At 63.8% G+C, this 18,474-nt stretch carries 11 protein-coding genes and 1 pseudogene; 7 read left to right on the top strand and 5 right to left on the bottom strand.

Features of this window, described 5'->3' with window-relative positions; genetic code table 11:
* A pseudogene (locus MRBLMC3_RS23115) lies at positions 1 to 126 on the top strand (IS5/IS1182 family transposase); the annotation flags it as partial.
* Positions 127 to 1,205: 1,079 nt separating this feature from the next.
* Here MRBLMC3_RS23115 and MRBLMC3_RS18665 read toward each other — a convergent pair.
* From MRBLMC3_RS18665 to MRBLMC3_RS18650, 4 genes are read right to left on the bottom strand one after another with little or no spacing between them, the layout of a single operon-like run.
* The gene (locus tag MRBLMC3_RS18665) at positions 1,206 to 2,333 is read right to left on the bottom strand and encodes an acyltransferase family protein (protein ID WP_363831228.1); all 1,128 of its coding nucleotides are present in this window, start codon (positions 2,331 to 2,333) and stop codon (positions 1,206 to 1,208) included.
* The gene (nagA, locus tag MRBLMC3_RS18660; RefSeq protein WP_363831225.1) at positions 2,330 to 3,496 is read right to left on the bottom strand and encodes an N-acetylglucosamine-6-phosphate deacetylase; all 1,167 of its coding nucleotides are present in this window, start codon (positions 3,494 to 3,496) and stop codon (positions 2,330 to 2,332) included. The genes MRBLMC3_RS18665 and nagA overlap by 4 nt, the downstream gene beginning before the upstream one ends.
* Positions 3,493 to 4,524 carry an SIS domain-containing protein gene (locus tag MRBLMC3_RS18655; RefSeq protein ID WP_363831222.1) on the bottom strand — a complete coding sequence of 344 codons (1,032 nt, stop codon included), beginning with the start codon at positions 4,522 to 4,524 and terminating at the stop codon, positions 3,493 to 3,495. Before MRBLMC3_RS18655 ends, nagA begins: the two co-directional genes overlap by 4 nt.
* Entirely contained in the window at positions 4,521 to 5,255 is a 735-nt protein-coding gene (locus MRBLMC3_RS18650) for a GntR family transcriptional regulator (protein ID WP_363831244.1), read from the bottom strand. The genes MRBLMC3_RS18655 and MRBLMC3_RS18650 overlap by 4 nt, the downstream gene beginning before the upstream one ends.
* A gap of 236 nt (positions 5,256 to 5,491) precedes the next feature.
* Between MRBLMC3_RS18650 and MRBLMC3_RS18645 the strand changes: the two genes are divergently transcribed.
* From MRBLMC3_RS18645 to nagE, 4 genes are read left to right on the top strand one after another with little or no spacing between them, the layout of a single operon-like run.
* A complete protein-coding gene (locus tag MRBLMC3_RS18645) occupies positions 5,492 to 8,179 on the top strand; it encodes a TonB-dependent receptor (protein ID WP_363831219.1) in 2,688 nt (895 codons plus the stop codon).
* A 14-nt stretch (positions 8,180 to 8,193) separates the two neighbouring features.
* Entirely contained in the window at positions 8,194 to 10,470 is a 2,277-nt protein-coding gene (locus MRBLMC3_RS18640) for a family 20 glycosylhydrolase (protein WP_363831216.1), read from the top strand.
* The gene (ptsP, locus tag MRBLMC3_RS18635) at positions 10,467 to 12,986 is read left to right on the top strand and encodes a phosphoenolpyruvate--protein phosphotransferase (RefSeq protein WP_363831213.1); all 2,520 of its coding nucleotides are present in this window, start codon (positions 10,467 to 10,469) and stop codon (positions 12,984 to 12,986) included. Before MRBLMC3_RS18640 ends, ptsP begins: the two co-directional genes overlap by 4 nt.
* Entirely contained in the window at positions 12,983 to 14,704 is a 1,722-nt protein-coding gene (gene nagE / locus MRBLMC3_RS18630) for an N-acetylglucosamine-specific PTS transporter subunit IIBC (protein WP_363831211.1), read from the top strand. The genes ptsP and nagE overlap by 4 nt, the downstream gene beginning before the upstream one ends.
* Here the strand turns inward: nagE and MRBLMC3_RS18625 are convergent.
* A complete protein-coding gene (locus tag MRBLMC3_RS18625) occupies positions 14,692 to 16,323 on the bottom strand; it encodes a tetratricopeptide repeat-containing sulfotransferase family protein (protein ID WP_363831208.1) in 1,632 nt (543 codons plus the stop codon). The genes nagE and MRBLMC3_RS18625 overlap by 13 nt on opposite strands.
* A gap of 527 nt (positions 16,324 to 16,850) precedes the next feature.
* Between MRBLMC3_RS18625 and MRBLMC3_RS18620 the strand changes: the two genes are divergently transcribed.
* The gene (locus tag MRBLMC3_RS18620) at positions 16,851 to 17,558 is read left to right on the top strand and encodes a TonB-dependent receptor (protein ID WP_363831205.1); all 708 of its coding nucleotides are present in this window, start codon (positions 16,851 to 16,853) and stop codon (positions 17,556 to 17,558) included.
* Positions 17,559 to 17,664: 106 nt separating this feature from the next.
* Positions 17,665 to 18,390 (top strand): hypothetical protein, encoded by a 726-nt coding sequence (locus tag MRBLMC3_RS18615; protein WP_363831202.1) that lies wholly within the window; start codon positions 17,665 to 17,667, stop codon positions 18,388 to 18,390.
* Positions 18,391 to 18,474 lie beyond the last annotated feature (84 nt).

Here is an 18,474-nt window from a genome sequence, read left to right as displayed (position 1 = left end):
TTCGGGGTCATGAAAAACCAGCGACGCATCGCCACCCGCTATGACAAGACCGCGCTCTCCTTCGCCAGCTTCCTTAACCTCGCCGCCGTGCGCCTATGGCTGAAATCTTTTGTCAACATCGCCTAGTCGAACGTGCCCTGAAAACATTGATCTGTCTCGAAGCAATGCAAGTGCTCGATCATCAACTTTCGAACGGCAGTGATTCTCGAGCAAGGCGCGCCAGCGTCAAAATCTAAAGCGGTGACAGGCTGAATCGGAAAGGATTTCAGCGCCGCCAGATGACTTTCAAGAGCGGTCTCACCGTCGTCGTGCAGAGAGGTAAGACCCACACCATTCCACGTTATCCTACCGGATTTTTCGACCTTTACGATGTTAGCGTAATATCCGTCTATCGGAGCGGACCAATGTTCAGCAAAATATCGTGAGCGGAAACTATGAAAGCCGGAAACCCGCGTTGCACAGTTAGCGTAAGGGCCAGCACTCGTGCCCGGACCAGTACAACCACTCGCGGCAGCCACAACCATCAAGACCGCTATTCTCATTCAGGCGAAATTAGCAAGATATGGCGATCACGCAAACCCGCTCAATGAACGGCTGCTTTTGGTGGCTTCACCGGCTTCGTAGACGGCAACTGGTCGTGTCCGGAAGGGCTGCTGCAGTTGCAGTATCATTTTAAGCGGCCATTGCCAGCGCAGTGGCGCAACATGGGCGCATGCCGCCAACATAGCGGTCATTCAGAGCCCGTTGTCAGCGCCGCGAAACCGGTCGTTCGTTCACCATGTCGCGGTACAACGGAAAGACTTGGCTTGGGACACTGTTGTCCTTCGCGCGGCCCTCCGGAACGACCAGTTTTGTCAGAAGCGGACAAACCTAAATCCTGTTGGGACGTCTCGCGCGGTGGCAGCCGCTCCGGCGCTTGCGTTCTCGTTAATGGAGCCGCCGGGATTCGATATTATAATATAACTTATTATTATGATGTGCTTTTAATTAAAAAATGCCAAGAACACCTACTTTGTACCTCATAATGTAGCCATGCTGCGATTCACCAATCTGCTGGGGATCGCGCTTTGTCAGGTAAGGCGTATGTTCCGCTGCATTTCTAGAAGATCGGGCCTCTCCGTTACGGCACCGCTATTGGAACTGACTGCGGTCGGTTGTCAGCGCAGTCCGGTACCTCCAGTTTTTCGGCTTGACGCGCCGGCCCGTCAAATCTTCACGAGCCAGCGCTGGTGGGCCATGTAATTGGCAATCAGCCACAGCATGGCGATGAACACCAGCGAGGGGATAGTTGCGGCAACTTGTGCGCCGAGTATCGGGCTCAGCACCATGTACGGAAGCTGCATGGCCTGCCAGGACAAGATAGGCGTCAGGACATCGTGCAGCACATAAATCAGAATCGCGTTCATCCCGAACGGCAGCGTCAGACCGAGCAGGGTCCGAGCCAGTCGGCCGCGCACGCCGGGACCGTCAAGCGCGGAATGCGCCAATGCCAGAGCGGCCGTGGTAAAGCCGCAAGTGAGCAAGACGAAGCTACTGGTCCAAATGTCTTTCACAATCGGGAAGACTATCCCCCAGGCGAGTCCCGCGACAATCATTCCCGCAGCGGCTTTGAGCAAGCCGCGCACCGCCGCCGCTCCGCGCACCTGCAGCAGGTATTCGCCCACCGCGATACCGATCAGGCCATGGGCGATGCACGGAAGCGTACTCAGCAGCCCTTCCGGGTCATAGCCGTATGGCCCTTTCACGTAGTTGTGCCCAGCTGCACCCAGCATCCAGCGGTCAGTGGATGACACAAAGTTCATGCCGCGCTGCCAGATGTCCGTCGGCACATGGTTGAGCGAGGGCTGCAGACACAGCGGCCAATAAAGGAGCAGGATCGCTACGGTCAGGACGAGCCGTCCACGCTGCGGTACGGCGAGGTACAGCGCCGAGCAGATGCCATAGACCAGGGCGATCCGCTGCAGCACGCCGAACAGCCGCCAGGGAGCTGCCGTGAAATCTGCTAGCCAGACAAGGTTGGTGAGGGCAAAGCCAAGTACGAACAACCGCAAACTGCGCTCGGCGATCTGACGCGCAGCAGACATGGTCAGTCCGGCCTGCCGCTGCCGGCTGAGTGAAAAGACTGTCGATACCCCCATAATCATGAGAAACGAGGGGAACACCACATCCGCAAAGGTCAGTCCGGCCCAGGGTGAATGTTCGAGTATCGCGATGGGCGGCGCCCCAAGGCCGAGCGCGACGCCGCCTGCGGTGTTGACGAGGATCATGCCCCCGACAGTCAGTCCGCGCAGCATATCCAGCGAGATCATGCGCGCGGGAGAGGCGCTCGTCATCTGGTCGTGGTCTCTCGAACCGCACCGAGTTCGGTGGGGACGCCCGAAATCCAGCAAGCATTAGTGGTGAAGTCCCGGTCGAGTGCGATGAGGTTCGCGCGCATCCCCGGAGCGATAGTCCCCAGTTCATGATCGAGCCCGAGGAAAGCGGCCGGCACGCGCGTTGCCATGGCAACTGCGCGCTGCAACGAGACGCCTGTCTGCTCCATCAGCGTGCGTACCGCGCGGGCCATGGTCAGGACCGAGCCGGCGAGCGTTCCGGCTTCGTCGGTCAACCGATCTTCCTGGAGCAGGATCTTGCGGCCCTGCAGTTCGAAGCTCTTGATGTCGGACCCAACCGTCGGCATGGCGTCGCTGACCAGCATCAGCCGGTCAGGACCAGTTGCCCGCAGAGCGATCCGCACCGTCGCCGGATGGAGGTGCTGGCCATCGACGATGATGCCGGCATAGGCGGTTTCGCTTTCGAGGGCGGCGCCAACCATGCCCGGCGCACGGTTGGCGAGCTGCGACATGGCATTAAACAGGTGCGTGAAGCCGGTCGCGCCTGCGTCCAGCGCCGCGCGGGCAACGGCATATTCGGCATCGGAATGGCCAAGCGACACTCGCACGCCCGCCCGGTTCAGCCACGAAATCTGCTGCGGGCTGGCGCATTCGGGTGCCAGCGTCACCATCGTCCGGCCATTTCTTGCTGACGCGAGCAGGGCCAGAAATTCGTCGGTAAGCGGCTGCAGCTTCTCCGTCAGGTGGATGCCGTTGCGCTTGGGGCTGAGGAACGGTCCTTCGATGTGGATGCCAAGCACGCCGGGCACACCGACCTCGATCGCATGATCGACCGCACGGATACCGCGCTCGACTACGGAGAGATCGTCGCTGATCAGGGTCGGCAGCAGGCCGGTCGTGCCGAAGCGCCGGTGAGCGGCGGCAATGCAGGCGATCGTTTCCACCGAGGGATCGTCGTTGAACAGTCGGCCGCCACCGCCATTAACCTGGACATCGATGAAACCAGGCAACAGCAGCGCGCCGCCCAGATCGCTGATCTTGGCACCAGCTGGAACGCGGTTGCACAAGGCCATGATCCGGTCGCCTTCGAGCACCACCACGAGATCCTCGCGCAGGCCTGCCGGGGCAAGAACCTTGCCGTTGATGAGCGCAGTCTGGTTCACAGCGTTTCGGTCACCTTGTCCAGATGCGGCGGCTGATCGGGATCGATCCCCCGGCAGCGCGCCAAGGCCTCGCAGAAGCGGTAGAAGGATTGGACCTGCAGCACTGGTGCGATCAGCGGATCGGCCGGCAGCACGGGGAGAGACACGCCCTCGGCAATGTCCAGCCCTGCGTGGAACACCATGGCTCCGCGCCCGGCGAATTCGCGGGCCAGCGCTGCGACGCTTTCGCGGGTTTCGTCCGGCTGGCCCAGAATCAGTACGGGGAACCCTTCGCCGACCAGCGTCATCGGGCCGTGGCGGACTTCGGCGGCGCTGATGGCCTCGGCATGGAGACCGCAGGTTTCCTTGAACTTGAGCGCTATTTCCTGTGCCACGCCGAGGGCATGGCCGCGCGCGATGACGAAGAGATTGCGGGCATCGGCCAGCGGCTCGATTGCCGCCGACCAGTCGAGCGCCCAGGCGCGGTCAAGCAAATCGGGCAAGGCATCGAGCTGGCGCGCCATTTCGGCATCGCTGGTCCAGGCCGCGATCAGGTCAAGCGCCGCGACCAGCGAGGCGATGAAAGACTTTGTGGCGGCGACACTGCGCTCCGGTCCCGCCGAGAGGGCCAGCAAGGCATCGGCTTCATGGGCAAGCGGCGAGGTTTCGTCATTGACCATGGCGACAATCCGCGCACCCTGCGCGCGCGCCGCATCGACCGTCGCCAACAGGTCGGGACTTCGCCCGGACTGGGAAATCGCGATCAGCAAGGTGTCGGCGAGTGTCGGCGTCGCCTCATAGACCGAAGCGACCGAAGGCGCGACGGAACTGGTCAAAACGCCAAGTTGCCGCTCGACCAGATAGCGCCCGAACGTGGCGGCGTTATCGGAACTGCCGCGCCCAAGCGTTAGGACCGCGCGGGGCGGCTGTTTGCGCAGTTGCGCGCAAAGCCGGACCAGCGCGGCGGCATTGGCCTTGCGTTGGCGCGCTGCCACGGCGCCGCTTTCGGCGGCTTCGACGAACATGCGGGAAGGTGGGTCGAGGATCATCGGGGGGGTACACTCAGTTCGGAGACGAAATCATAGGCATCGCCGCGATAGTAGGAGCGCGTGAATTCAACCGTGCGACCATCACGATCATAGCCGCGCCGCTCGATTTCGAGGCCTGGCGCGCCGGCCTCGATCTTGAGCAGTTCGCATTGTTCGGGCGTGAACAGCACGGCGCGCAAGCGTTGGAGCACCCGCGCGGGCCGTCGATCGGCCAATGCGTCATAGAGCGAATCGCTCACGGCATTGACCGACGGTAGCGAATCGGCGGGAATCGTGGTGTACTCTAGAGCCATCGTCTGCTCGTCGGCGAAGCGGATGCGTGCGAAGCGGTAGACCGCGCTGCCCGGGCTGAGCCCCAGCGCCATGGATTCATCTGGGCTGACCGAACCTTCGCTGCGAGACAGCCACTGCGAATGCGGGCGGCGGCCGCGCGAAAGCATATCCTCGCTGAAGGAGGAGATTGTCGCGAAGTTCTTTTCCACGCGCGCTGCCACGAAAGTACCGGCGCCCTGGCGGCGGCTGAGAAGATGCGCATCGACAAGTCCGTCGATCGCCTTGCGCACGGTAACGCGTGAGACGTTGAAGGCCTCCGCAAGGTCGCGCTCGGGAGGCAGCGCCTCGTCAGGCGTTAGCACGCTCTGCTCGATCGCGGCGCGCAGGCGGCGCTGTAACTGGAGGTAGAGCGGTACCCCGTTTTCAGGCTCCAGTGCTCCAATGCGCTCGACGAACATATCCGCTCCTTTCGCCAACCGGTCTAAACGCAAATATAATGCCTTTGCAATACCAAAATGCGATAATTTTAGATTGGCCTCATTTTTGGTATTGCATTTTTGTGACAAATTGAGAGTATCCACTCCCGACCGCTGGCGAATCTGCACGAATCGTAAAGCAACCATGCGGGATTGCCGATTTATGGGTTTGCATTGGTAGATACCAATTAGAATCAGGCTTCATCAGGGGGTACCTCATGTCTCTATCCCGTTCGATTCGTTACACACTACTCTCCGTCACGGCGAGCACCGCCGCTCTCGCCCTCGCCACGGTGGCACAGGCGCAGGACGTCGCATCCCCCTCCGCCTCGAGTGGCGACCAGGATGAAATCGTCGTTACCGGCCTGCGTGCCTCGATCGAGGCCTCGCTCAACGCCAAGCGCAAATCGGACCTCGTTTCCGAAATCGTCACCGCGCAGGACATCGGCAAGTTTCCCGACAAGAACGTCGCCGACTCGCTCGGCCGCCTGACCGGCGTCAATGTCGTCACCGGCAGCTCGGCCGCGGGCGGATTCGGCGAGAACTCGAACATCTCGATCCGCGGCACGGACCCGGCGCTCAACCTCACGCTTATCGACGGTCACGGAATCGCCACCGGCGACTGGTTCGTGCTGGACCAGACGACAGGCGGGCGCAGCATCGACTTCGGCCTGCTGCCCTCCGAGATCGTCGGCAGCCTTGAAGTCTTCAAAAGCTCCGAAGCGGACATTCCCGAAGGTGGCATCGGCGGTACGGTCAACGTGCAGACCCGCAAGCCGCTCGATCTCAAGGCGGGCGCGATTTCGCTCACTGCCCAGGAAAACTACAATGACCTCGCCGGCAAGTGGACGCCGCAGGTCAGCGGTCTGGTAAGCTGGAAGAACAAGGCCGAGACCTTCGGCGTGCTCGCCACCGGCTTCTACCAGAAGCGCAGCTTCCGCCGCGACGGGCAGGAATTCCTGGGCTATGGCGACTATGCTGACTTCGACGGAACCGGCCAGACGGTCTCGGCGCCCAACCTCATCGGCTCGGCCTATTTTACCCAACAACGCATCCGCAAGGGCGGCACGCTGGCTATTCAGATCAAGCCGAGCGACCGCTTCGAACTCGACCTCAACGGGCTCTACACGCGGATGGACGCCAACAACGTCAACCGCAACTCGATGATGTGGGTGTCAAGCCTGCTGAGCAACAACTCGACGCCCGGTACTGACGGCTACGCGCTGACAGACTACACCATCAAGAACGGCTATCTCACCTCGGCCAGTTGGGCCGATACGACGGCTAATGGCGGGAGTCCCAACGGGAAGGTGCAGGACGACATCTTCCGCCAGGCCTATTCCTCGACCTGGGATCTCAACGCCGACATGACCTGGCAGGCGAGCGACCACCTCACGCTGACGGGCCAACTCGGCTATACCAAGGGCACGGGCGCCACGTCGGACACTTATGCCTGGGAGACTTACTGGCACACTGGCGCGAGCTACGCATTTGGCGGCAAGGGTGCGACCGTCGGCTATCCGGGATTGCCGTCTGACACTACTTCCGCCGCCTACCTCGACAACTACTATAGCTGGTCGTGGGGCGGGAAGATCGTCTCGCCGGACAAGGAACTCTACGGCAAACTCGATGCCGAATATGACTTCGATGGCAGCTTCCTCAAATCGATCAAGGTCGGCGGACGCTATACCAACCACAAGCGCAGCCTAGACTATACTGCCTATGCTTGGGCGGGGAACGGTGCCTACTCTGGCACTCAGGGCGTCAACCTCGGTACGGTCTTCGACGGAGACACGACCCCGTCCGATTACGGCGACGGCATCGGCAGCGTGACCGGCTATTCCTTCGCCAATCAGGCGCTGGTGCTGCAGGAACTGGCCACCAACGGCGGCCGCCAGTTTGCCTTCTATCCGCAGGCCAGCTTCTCGGTGAAGGAGAAGACCGAGGCGGCCTATGCCATGGCCCGCTTCGACGACGACAGCCATTGGCGCGGCAACATCGGCGTGCGTGCGGTGCACACCGAGCAGCAGACGCTGCAGTATTCGCCCAACGCGGCGGTTGCGAATGCAACGTCGATCTTCTGCGGCACCTGCGGTTCGGTAACCACTGACCGCAGCTATTGGGATATCCTCCCCAGCGCGAACGTCACCTACACGGCAACCGACAACCTCCTGCTGCGTGGCGGGGTCGCCAAGGTCATGTCGCGGCCCGGTTACGCCCAGCTTGCCGGCGCCTTCACCGCGGACGATCTCTCGCTCGCGGCGACGTCCGGCGGTAACCCGAACCTCGATCCCTACCGCGCCTGGAACTTCAACCTCGCTGCCGAATGGTACTATGCTCCCAACGCTCTGCTCTCGGTCAATCTCTTCTACCTCGACATCAAATCCTACATCACCAGTTCGACCGGCACGATCTTCCTCAAGACGCTGCAGCATCCCGACGGCGCGACCTTCTCCTTCTCCGGTCCGATCAATGGCCCCGGCGGCCACAACCAGGGCATAGAGGTCAACTGGCAGCAGCCAATTTGGAAGGGCTTCGGCGTGATCGCCAACTACACCTACGCCGATGCGAAGAAGAAGGGCGGCGGCACCATTGACGGCAATTCGCACAACACCTTCAACCTGACCGGGTATTACGAAGACAGCCTGATCTCGGCCCGCCTTGCCTATACCTTCCGTTCCAAGTTCCGCTCCGGCCTCGATCGCAATACCGAGATGTGGCAGGATAACTTCGGCTCGCTTGACGGCTCGCTGCTGATCAACGTGACCAAGAACGTCGCGCTGTCGGTCGATGCGCAGAACCTGACCGACGCGAAGCTTTACTACTACGTCGGCGATCCCTCGATCCCGCGCGCCTACTATGACAACGGCCGCACCTTCTGGGTCGGTGCGAAGCTGAAACTCTGAGAGACATGCCAGCGATGCGAAAACCACAGCGTAAGCTGGCACCAGCCACTGCCGCCGTCATGCTCCTCACCATGACGGCGGTACCGGTACGGGCGGCGGTCTCCTCCCCGCCTGCCCTGCTGCCGCTGCCCGCGTCGGTGACGGAGGAGGACGGTTCCTTCTCCCTCGCCGGCGCGAGCCTGCAGGCAGACGACGCCGGAGCGCGGGCGGCGGCGGACAGGTTGGGCTCACTGCTCAAGCGTTCGGGCCGTCCCCTGATCCCGGCCGCGCAGCACGGCTCAATTCGGTTCCTGCGGGATCCGTCGATCTCCGGCGCCGAAGCCTATCGCCTGACCGTGGCCCCCGCCGGCGTGACCCTGTCCGCCAGCACCGACGCCGGGCTCTACTATGGCGCGGAAACGCTCTGGCAACTGATCCTTGCTGGCGACGGCAAAGCCCTTCCCGCCATACGCATAGCGGACGCACCGGCCTACGGCTGGCGCGGTGTCATGCTCGATTCCGCGCGGCACTTCCAGCCGGTCAGTTATATCCGCGAACTGATCGACCGCATGGCCATGGTGAAGCTCAACACGCTGCACTGGCACCTTACCGACGATCAGGGGTGGCGCTTGCCGGTGCCTGCCTATCCCCGCCTTACGTCGGTCGGCGGCTGGCGGCATGAGGCGGGCGCCGAGGGCATCGATCCTGACAGCGGCAAGCCGGTGCGTTCGGGCGGATTCTACACCGAGGCGGAGATCCGCGAGATCATCGCCTATGCCGCCAACCGCCATATCGTAATTGTTCCGGAAGTGGACATGCCGGGTCACTTCACGGCCTCCATCGCCGCTTATCCCTGGCTCGCTTCGACTCCTAACCCGCCGGCGGCGACCGCCAACGACTGGGGCATCCTGCCCAACCTTATCAACCCGAACGAGCGCGGACTGGCTTTCTGCGAAGCGGTGCTGGACCAGCTCATGCGCCTGTTCCCGAGCAAGGTGATCCACATCGGCGGCGATGAGGCGACGAAGGATCAATGGAACGCCAATCCGGCAATCCAGGCACAGATGAAGACGCTCGGCCTCAAGGATGCCGAGGAACTGCAGGGCTGGTTCACCGGCCGCCTTGCCGGCTATCTTGCCGCACATGGCCGCCGCGCGATCGGCTGGGACGAGATCCTTGCCGCGCCGGTGCCCGGCGACGCCATGATCATGTCCTGGCGCGGCAGCGACGGCGCCGTCACAGCGGCCAAGGCCGGGCACGACACGGTGCTGGCCCCCGCGCCAGTGTTCTATCTCGACAACCGCCAGAGCGCCTCCGATAACGAACCGCCGGGCCGCGGCGAGATCGTGAGTTGGCGGAGGCTCTACGAAGCCGAAACCGCGCCTCCCGCACTCAGCGGGGACGAGCGCGCGCACATTCTTGGCCTGCAGGTCAATCTCTGGACCGAGCATGTGCGCACCGCCGAATATGCCGACCGCATGATCTGGCCCCGTGCCGACGTGCTGGCTGAGATCGCCTGGACCTCGGCACCGCGCGACTGGCAGAGCTTCTCGCCGCGCCTGCTCGGCGCGATGGCGCGTGAGCGCAAGCTCGGTTTCCGATCTGACGTCACGCCGCTTGAGCCCACCGGCCGCTTTACCGGAACCGATGGCGGCGCGATCAAGGCTGTCCTCGAACAGCCGGTCGGCATCGGCACGCTGCGCTACACGCTGGATGGCAGCGCGCCGGTGCCGGCATCCCCCGCCTATTCCGAACCGCTCGATCTTGCGGCGGGCACCGTACTTACGGCCCAGGCTTTCGCGGGCAGCGAACCGCTCGGAAGCCCCCGGACTTGGACCGTTTTCACCGCGCTCAGCCGCACCCTTTCCGGCGGCGATATGCAACTGTGCACCCAAAACCTGCCGCTGCGGCTGGAAGACGATGCGCCGACCGGCGGCGTGCGCCGCATTCACACGGTCGATGTCATGCACCCCTGCTGGAATTGGCACGGGGCGGCGCTGGACGGCGTGACGCGCATCGCCGCCGATGTGGGCCACCGGCCTTACAATTTCTCGCTCGGCGCGGCGATGGTGAAAGTACGGATCGAGCAGGCCGGTAACGACGGCGAAGCGCTCAAGGTGCGGCTCGACAATTGCGACGGACCAGTCATCGCCAGCCTTCCGCTTGCTCCCGCAAGCACGATAGCAGGTGTCAGCCGGATCGAAGGCGCCCTTTCCGCGCCCATTACCGGACACCACGATCTCTGCATCACTTTCGCTCAAAAAGGCGTAGACCCGCTGTGGGTGCTCGATAGGCTGACGCTGAAACCATGATGGCCCCGCAAGAGACAATCACGATCGCCAGCCCGCTGACTGGCTGGGTTACGCCGCTTGAGGACGTGCCCGATCCGGTCTTTGCCGGACGGATGCTGGGTGACGGTGTCGCCATCGATCCCACCGAAGGCATGCTGCGCGCGCCGGGAGCCGGGCGGATCGTGTCGGTCCACACGGCGGGCCACGCGGTGACGATCGAACTCGACGCGGGGCCGGTTCTGCTGCTGCACATCGGCCTCGATACGGTGGCGCTGAGCGGCGAGGGTTTCCAGCCGCAGGTCGCCGAGGGGGACAGGGTTTCAGATGGCGACGTGCTGATCGCATTCGACCTTGCCCTGCTCGCCCGCCGCGCGCGCTCCCTGGTGACGCCGATGGTGGTCACTAACGGCGAGGCGTTCCGCATTTCCGCCTCGGCCCCCGCTGGTGCGATCGCGGCGGGAGACATGCTGCTGCAGCTTGAACCGCTGGTATCGGCGGGTGGCGGCCAAGGCCCGCTATCGCCCGAGATCATGGAAGATCTGGCCGAACGTACGCTGCGCCTCCCGCTCGCCCACGGCCTGCACGCACGCCCCGCGGCGCGGTTGTCCGCGCTCGCTGCCAGCCATAGCGCTGTGCTGGAGGTTATGGCACCGGATGGTCGCACGGCCTCGATGCGCAGCGCCGTCGCCGTTCTGGCGCTCTCCCTCTCGCACGGGACGCGAGTGACCCTGCGCGCACGCGGCGTCGGGGCGGTGGCCGCCCTCGACGCCGTCTGCACACTGATCGAGAGCGGGATGGACGAATACCTGGCGGTGGGCCAGGATATTCCCGGTCAGCGTCCGGCCGCCGCCGCGATCACGCTGCCGCGCCGTCTCGGCGGTGGGGTTGCCGTGCCCGGCATCGCCATCGGTCCCGCCTGGCATGTCGCCGTGCGCCATTCCGAATGTTCGGATCAAGGCAAAGGCATCGAGATCGAGCGGGAAGAGCTTGCCACCGCTCTCGCACATGTCCGCGCGCGGCTTTGCGAAAAGGCGCAAGCTGCGGGGCCACTTGCCGCCATTGCCGCCGGGCACGCGGCCATGCTGGACGATCCCGAACTCGAAGCCGGGGCGATTGCCGCGATCGCTGCGGGGCGCAGCGCGGGGGCGGCGTGGAGCGCGGCCATCGCGCGCTTTGCCGAGCCTCTGCGCGCCTCGCCCGACAAGCGCTTTGCCGAACGCGTGGCGGACCTGCTGGACATCGAACAGTCTGTGCTAGCCGCATTGAGCGGTCAGCCAGGCGATTCCGCTCTACCCCCGCTGGGCGCGATCCTGGTCGGCGGCGATATCCTGCCTTCGCAGCTCATGGCGTTGGCCGGTGCCGGGCTCGCCGGGATCGCCTGCGGCGCGGGCGGGACGACCTCGCATGTCGCGATCATCGCCGCCGGGCTCGGCCTGCCCATGCTCTGCAGCCTTGGCCCCGCCGTGGACCTGATCGAGCCGGGCACGCAGCTCATGATCCGCGACGGGCACTTCACCGTCGATCCCTCGGAAAGCGAGATGGCGAGCGCCCGGGCCGCCGCCGCCTCGCTCGCCGACTTACGCCGCGCAGCCGAAGCGCGCAGCGCCGAACCTGCGGTGACACGCGATGGCGCGCGCATCGAAGTCTTCGCCAACCTCGGTTCGCTCACCGATGCGCATGCGTCGGTAAGCGCGGGAGCCGAAGGCTGCGGGTTGCTGCGCACTGAATTCCTGTTCCTTGGCCGCAGCGTGCCACCAACGATAGAGGAACAGCGGCAGGCCTACCAGGACATCGCCGATGCGCTCGGCCCCCGGCCGCTCATCGTGCGCACGCTCGATATTGGGGCGGACAAGCCGGTGCCCTGGCTGGCCCAGCCGCATGAGGAGAACCCGGCGCTGGGCCTGCGCGGCATTCGCCTGCAGCTTGCCAATGCCGCACTGCTCGAAGACCAGTTGCGCGCACTCGTGGCGATCCACGCGCCGGGCGGCCTGCGGGTGATGCTGCCGATGGTCTCGGACCTCGCCGAGATCGCCGAGGCCCGGCGGACACTGAGCAGACTTGCCCGGGAAATGGGCAGGCCGATGCCAGACCTTGGCATCATGGTCGAGACGCCGGCGGCCGCGCTGCTGGCGGGGTCGTTCGCCGCCGAGGCGGACTTCTTCTCGATCGGCAGCAACGACCTTTCGCAATATACCCTCGCGCGCGATCGTACCACCGCCAGCGTTGCCGCCGGGCTCGATGCACTGCACCCGGCGGTGCTGCGGCTCATCGTCGAAACGGTGAAGGGCGCGCGCAAGCATGGCCGCTGGACCGGGTTGTGCGGTGGACTTGCCGCCGATCCCGTCGCGGTGCCGCTGCTTGTCGGGTTGGGGCTGGACGAACTGTCGGCACCGCCCGCCGCCGTTGCCATGACCAAGCAGGTCATACGCGGGCTTGACCGGCAGGCCTGCGAGGCACTCGCACGGCGCGCGCTGAACCTGCCCGATGCCGATGCGGTCCGGGCACTGGCAAGCTTGGTTCTGGAGGATGCACAATGAAGCATTGGCTCGATACGCTGCAGCCGCTCGGCCGATCGCTGATGCTGCCGATCGCCGTGCTGCCGGTGGCGGGCCTTTTGCTGCGCCTCGGCCAGCCGGACCTGCTCGACATTGCCTTCGTGGCAGCAGCAGGCGCCGCGATCTTCGACAACCTCGGACTGCTGTTCGCACTCGGTATCGCGGTGGGCTTTGCGCGCGACAACAACGGCGCGGCGGGCCTTGCCGGGCTTGTCTGCTTCATCGTCGCGACGCGCGGGGCAGAGGCGCTGGTGGTGATGCCGGGCAGCGTCACGCACAGTCTTCCCGATGCGCTGGCGGCACTGGCGGACGCGGCCTGGCGCGAGAAGGCGATCAGCAAGCTTGCGGTGCCGATAGGCATCCTGTCCGGGCTGATCGCGGGGAGTTTCTATAACCACTACGCGAATATCCGGCTGCCCACCTATCTCGCCTTCTTCGGCGGCAAGCGCTTCGTGCCGATCCTGTCGGGACTGGCAGGGCTTGGCCTCGCGCTGGTATTCGGCGCGGGCTATGCGGGAATCGCCGCCGGAATGGACGGCCTCTCGCGCGCGGTGGTTGCTTCCGGGCCCTTCGGCTTGATCGTCTACGGCGCGCTCAACCGGTTGCTGATAGTCACCGGACTGCACCATATCCTGAACAACGTCGCCTGGTTCATCATCGGTGACTATCACGGCGCGACCGGAGACCTGAACCGCTTCTTCGCGGGCGATCCCGCCGCCGGGGCCTTCATGTCGGGCTTCTTCCCGGTGATGATGTTCGGCCTGCCCGCCGCCTGCCTGGCCATGTACCGCTGCGCGCGTCTGGAGAGGCGCAAGGAAGTAGGCGGCATGCTGCTCTCGATGGCGCTCACCGCCGCGCTGACCGGCGTGACCGAGCCGATCGAGTTCACTTTCATGTTCCTCGCCCCCGCGCTCTATGCGTTGCATGCACTGATGACCGGTGTGGCGATGGCGTTAATGAACGCACTAGGCGTGAAGCTGGGCTTCGGCTTCTCCGCCGGACTGCTGGATTACGCGCTCAACTATAGCAAGGCGACGCGGCCCCTACTGCTGTTGCCGGTGGGCCTCGTCTATAGCGCGCTCTATTATGGCATCTTCCACTTCGCGATCCTTCGCTTCAATCTCAAGACGCCGGGGCGCGAGGACGAAGTTTCGGGTCCGAGCGTACCGCTGCCGGTCGAAGGAGGGCGAGGTGCGGCCTATGTTGCGGCGTTGGGGGGCGCAGTAAACCTCACCGACATCGCCGCGTGCACGACCAGACTGCGCCTCAAGATCCGCGATCAGGCGTGGGCGGACGAGGCCAGATTACGCGCGCTGGGAGCCAAGGGGCTTGTGCGCCTGTCCGACCACAATCTCCAGGTGGTGATTGGCCCGGAGGCAGAGATCATCGCTGGAGAAATGCGCGCGGCGGCGGGACCTCTCAGAGCGGCAAGCGATGCGCCGGCCAACGGCTCGACCGGAAGTACATTGGCGCCCAAGGTCGATACGATTCCGTGGCTCGCGGCACTCGGCGGCCAAACGAATATCCGTGCTTCAGGCGCCGCGCATAGCCGCCTCTGGCTCGATCTGGCTTCACCCGATGCGCTCGACGAGGCTGCGCTCATTTCGCTGGGCGTGCGGATGGTCGCGCGGACCGATGACGGCGTGCAATTGCTGGTGGCGGGTGCCGACGCGCTGAACGAGGCGCTTCAAGCGGCGTAACCCAGCGCTTTCGTCGCATCGGAAACAAGCGGGAGTATCGGTTCGATCTCGCATGCGAAATAGCGCCAGCGGCCGATCGAGCGATCGTTCAGCGGCTCGCGCACCTGGGCGTAGCTTGGCGTCGGCGCATGGCGCGGCTCGCGGTGGAAGGCAAGCTGCCGGGGCTGGACGTCCAGACCGAGTACTGCCATCAGCGCGCGGGTTTCCCCTTCCTGATCCGCCACCAGGGTCTCGTAGCGCAGCGTATGATCGATCACGAGGCCAGCGCCTTCATATGCTGCAACCTGCTGCTGAATCAGTGCGAAATGTCGCGCCGCATCCTCGATCCGATAGGCGCAATTCTGGCCATGCGTCATATCGTGGCTCAGCACAGAGACGAGCACATCGAGCGGATGGCGTACCACGCGAATCACTTTCGCCGCCGGGAAGGCGAGGCGAATGAGGGGCAAATGGAATTCGTTAAGCGGCATCTTGTCGGTAAAGAAGCGTGCCGGGCCTTTCGTCAGGCCATATTCCCCGGCGCGGGCCAGATAGTGTTCGCGAAGCACAGCGGCATCAGCGCTTTTTAACGGCTCCGCCAATTCGCGCAATTCCGGTCCGAACGGCAATTCACCTCCCGCAACAACTTGATCGTGCGCAGCCAGGATCTGCTCCACAAGCGTAGTGCCAGAGCGTGGGAAGCCGAGGATGAACACCGGCTCTGCACCTGTATCGCGGGGTGCCGCTCCTGCCGGGAGTATCGTCCGGGCGAGCATTGCCAGTTCTGCGGCTTCCTCAGCGATGGCCTGAGCCATGTAGCGCCGGCCGGCGGCCCGCGCTATCAAGGCCTTGCCTTCGGTCCAGTCCCTCCAGGCTTCGTCGCCGCGACCCAGCTTGTCGCGCAGACGCCCGCGCTGCAGCATGGCGGCGCCAGAGAGTTCCGGTTGCATTTCGAGCAGGGCCAGCCCGGCGGCCTCGTCTCCCATCCGTGCCATAAGCACGCTGCGCTGAAGTATGACGTCCTGGCCTTGTCCCCGCGCCACCGCATCGGCCTTGTCGAGCCAGGCGGTGGCCTGCGCGAAGCGGCCGGCGCGCTCTTCCACTTCGGCAAGCGCCGCCAACGTGGCAAGGTGCAGCGGCGTGGCCCCGGCCGCCTCTTCCAGCAACCGGCGCGCGTCATCGAGCAGCCCTTGTTGCGAAAGCGCGCGGCCGAGCCCGTAAAGCAGCTCCGGATGCCGTCCGGCGAGCGCAATGGCCTGCCGCAGATGCTGCGCGCCTTCAAAAGCCAAGCCGCGATCGGTCAGCAGCCGTCCCAGCAGCATATGGGCATCGGCATTGGCGCTGTCAGCTGCCAGCGCCTGTCGCTCGAGGGTTTCGGCCTCCTTCGGTCGGCCCGCATCGATCAGCAGCCGCGCAAGGTCGCCATAGGGCCAGCGCCTATCCGGCGCGATCGCGATCGCGCTGCGCAACGCCGCTTCCGATCCGGCAACATCGCCCAATTGACGGCGCGACAAGGCGACAACTTCCAGCGCGTCAATGGCGTACGGATCATGCAAAAGAATCGCGCGAACCCGGTCCTCGGCTTCCTGCCAGCGGCCCATGCGGGCCGCTTGTCGTGCCAGATCAATCGCACTGTGCATGGGCACAATCGGAGGGCAAGTTTGCGGAGTTTGCAACGGATTTCGACTCTACGGTTAGGGGCCAGATTACCAATTTCGGTACTGAGCTGTATAGACCGGTTGAGGTGAGGTGGTGCCTATAATTCGGACGGGGTGTTAACCTAATATCGATTTGAGGACTGCACGGTGATGAAGACAACCAGAAAGTGAACCGCACCGGCTTTGCAGGAGACTTTCGCTTCTGAGTTCGCGTAGGTCGCAGTGGTGGCAACGTCCGATTTTCTCAAGTTCGGCCATTCCTCCGGCGATGTTCAGTGTCCGGCTTTGGTCGGCACCTTCCGGTTCAACGGCGGTCCGCCTGTCGGCATACGCCAACATTGCGGACGTTGCGGCGCTCCTCCAACTTGCTTGAAAGCAGTCCTACATTCACTGGTAAGCGATAAGCGCCCTCAACCGCAGTTGCGGATCTGCAGCTTGGCTATCGGGAGCAAAAGCGGACGTTGCAAATTCGTGCGAAATCGTGAAGCCTCATGTGGGGGAGTGGCTTCATGAAATTGTGGTATTTGTTGGCGGCGGCAGTTGCGATCGGTGCACCGTCTGTTCTTGCGCAGCAGGCCGGTCCTGCGGGACTTGGCGAGGTGATCGTCACCGGCAATCGATTCAATACCCGTTATGCCCAGCAAGACCGCCCGGTGGTCGGTCTGCGGCGGCAGGCCGACGCGGCGGTTATGCCGGTTTCGATCTCGTCGGACACGCGCGATGAAACTACGCGCAAGAAGGAGATCCATACTGTGCTACTGGCCGCGCTCGACCGCGCGCCGGATGCCGACATCGAACTGGTCTCCGGGACGGTGCAATTGTCCCCCGTGACGAAGGCGAATTACCAGGAACTGCAGTTCCAGTACGCGGGCCGGGTCGACACCAGCAAGATTGACATCATGCTGAGGGTAAAGTTGGCTGGCTCGGCCGCGGTCGCCGAGAAGAAACTGATCGATTTCATCAAGGCGATCTCGGGTTCCGGCCGCGCGACGATTGACAAGACCGGCGGTCTGACGCTCACAATCGTCAATCCCGACCAGTACCGCGACGACATCGTCAAGCTCGTCGCGGAGGATGCCAAGCACAACGCCGGCATCTTCGGACCCGACTTCGCCTTCCACATCAGCGGGATCGACGGACAAGTCGCCTGGTCACAGGTAAGTAGCACCGACGTGTTCCTGTACCTGCCCTACAAGTACACCATCGTGCCGAAATAGGCCGCGGGGGCCCGACGCAATGAGAAGAGGTGCCATGAAATCCCTTTCATGTCTTATAATTCCCGGCCTCGCCCTGTTCGCGAGCGCGGCTTTCACGAGTTCCGCGTTGGCGCAGGACGATGCCAGCGAAGTCATCGTCACGGCTCAAAGGATCCCGAGCCCGGGCGCAGGAGCCGTGGTCGAGAAACCGCCGGTCATCGGGCTCAAGCGGCAGGCGGATTCAGCGGTGCGGAACATCGAGATCATGTCGGACTCGCGCGACGCTGAAATGCGCCGGCGTGAGGTTCAGGCCATGCTCCTCGCCGCGCTCGACCGCGCCAAGCGTGAGGGACTCAGTCTTGTCACCGGTCAGTTCGAAGTGGTCGAGATCACCGGCGACAACTGGCGTGACCAGTTTCCCGCCCTCGCGGGCAAGGTCGACGCCGACGCGGACGACGAGGATGATGACGACGAAGAAGAGGACAGCAAGCCCAAGCCGAGCTTCGAGGATAGCGGCAGCAATGCAATTGCTCGGTTGAAGGTCAAGGTCAGGCTGGATGGTTCGATTTCCAACGCCCAGCAAAGGATCACCGCCTTCGTCAAGGCCGTGCCCCCCACGGGCCGTTCGCAGATCGAACAGAAAGGGGGCTTGGCGCTGACCATCGTCAATCCCGACCAGTACCGTGACGAGATCTACCGCCGCATCGCCGCGGGAGCGAACCGCGCAGTCGGTTTCTATGGTGCGGACTATGCCGTGAATGTCAGCGGCCTCGACCGGGCCGTCGCCTGGTCTCAAGTCAGCAACACCGATGTATTTCTGTATATTCCGTACAGCTTTTCAGTGGGGAAGTAGGGCACCTGGGGGATGCCGGCGAACGCTAACATAGCCGTCATTCCTTGCTTCGGATTAGCTCGCCAAAAGCTGCCCTACGTTCAG

Origin of the sequence: Sphingobium sp. LMC3-1-1.1 (genome assembly GCF_040676285.1) — a bacterium.
In the GTDB taxonomy this organism is placed as follows: Bacteria; Pseudomonadota; Alphaproteobacteria; order Sphingomonadales; family Sphingomonadaceae; genus Sphingobium.
Note: the sequence above shows the minus strand (reverse complement) of the source record. Positions and strands in the feature narration are given on the sequence as shown.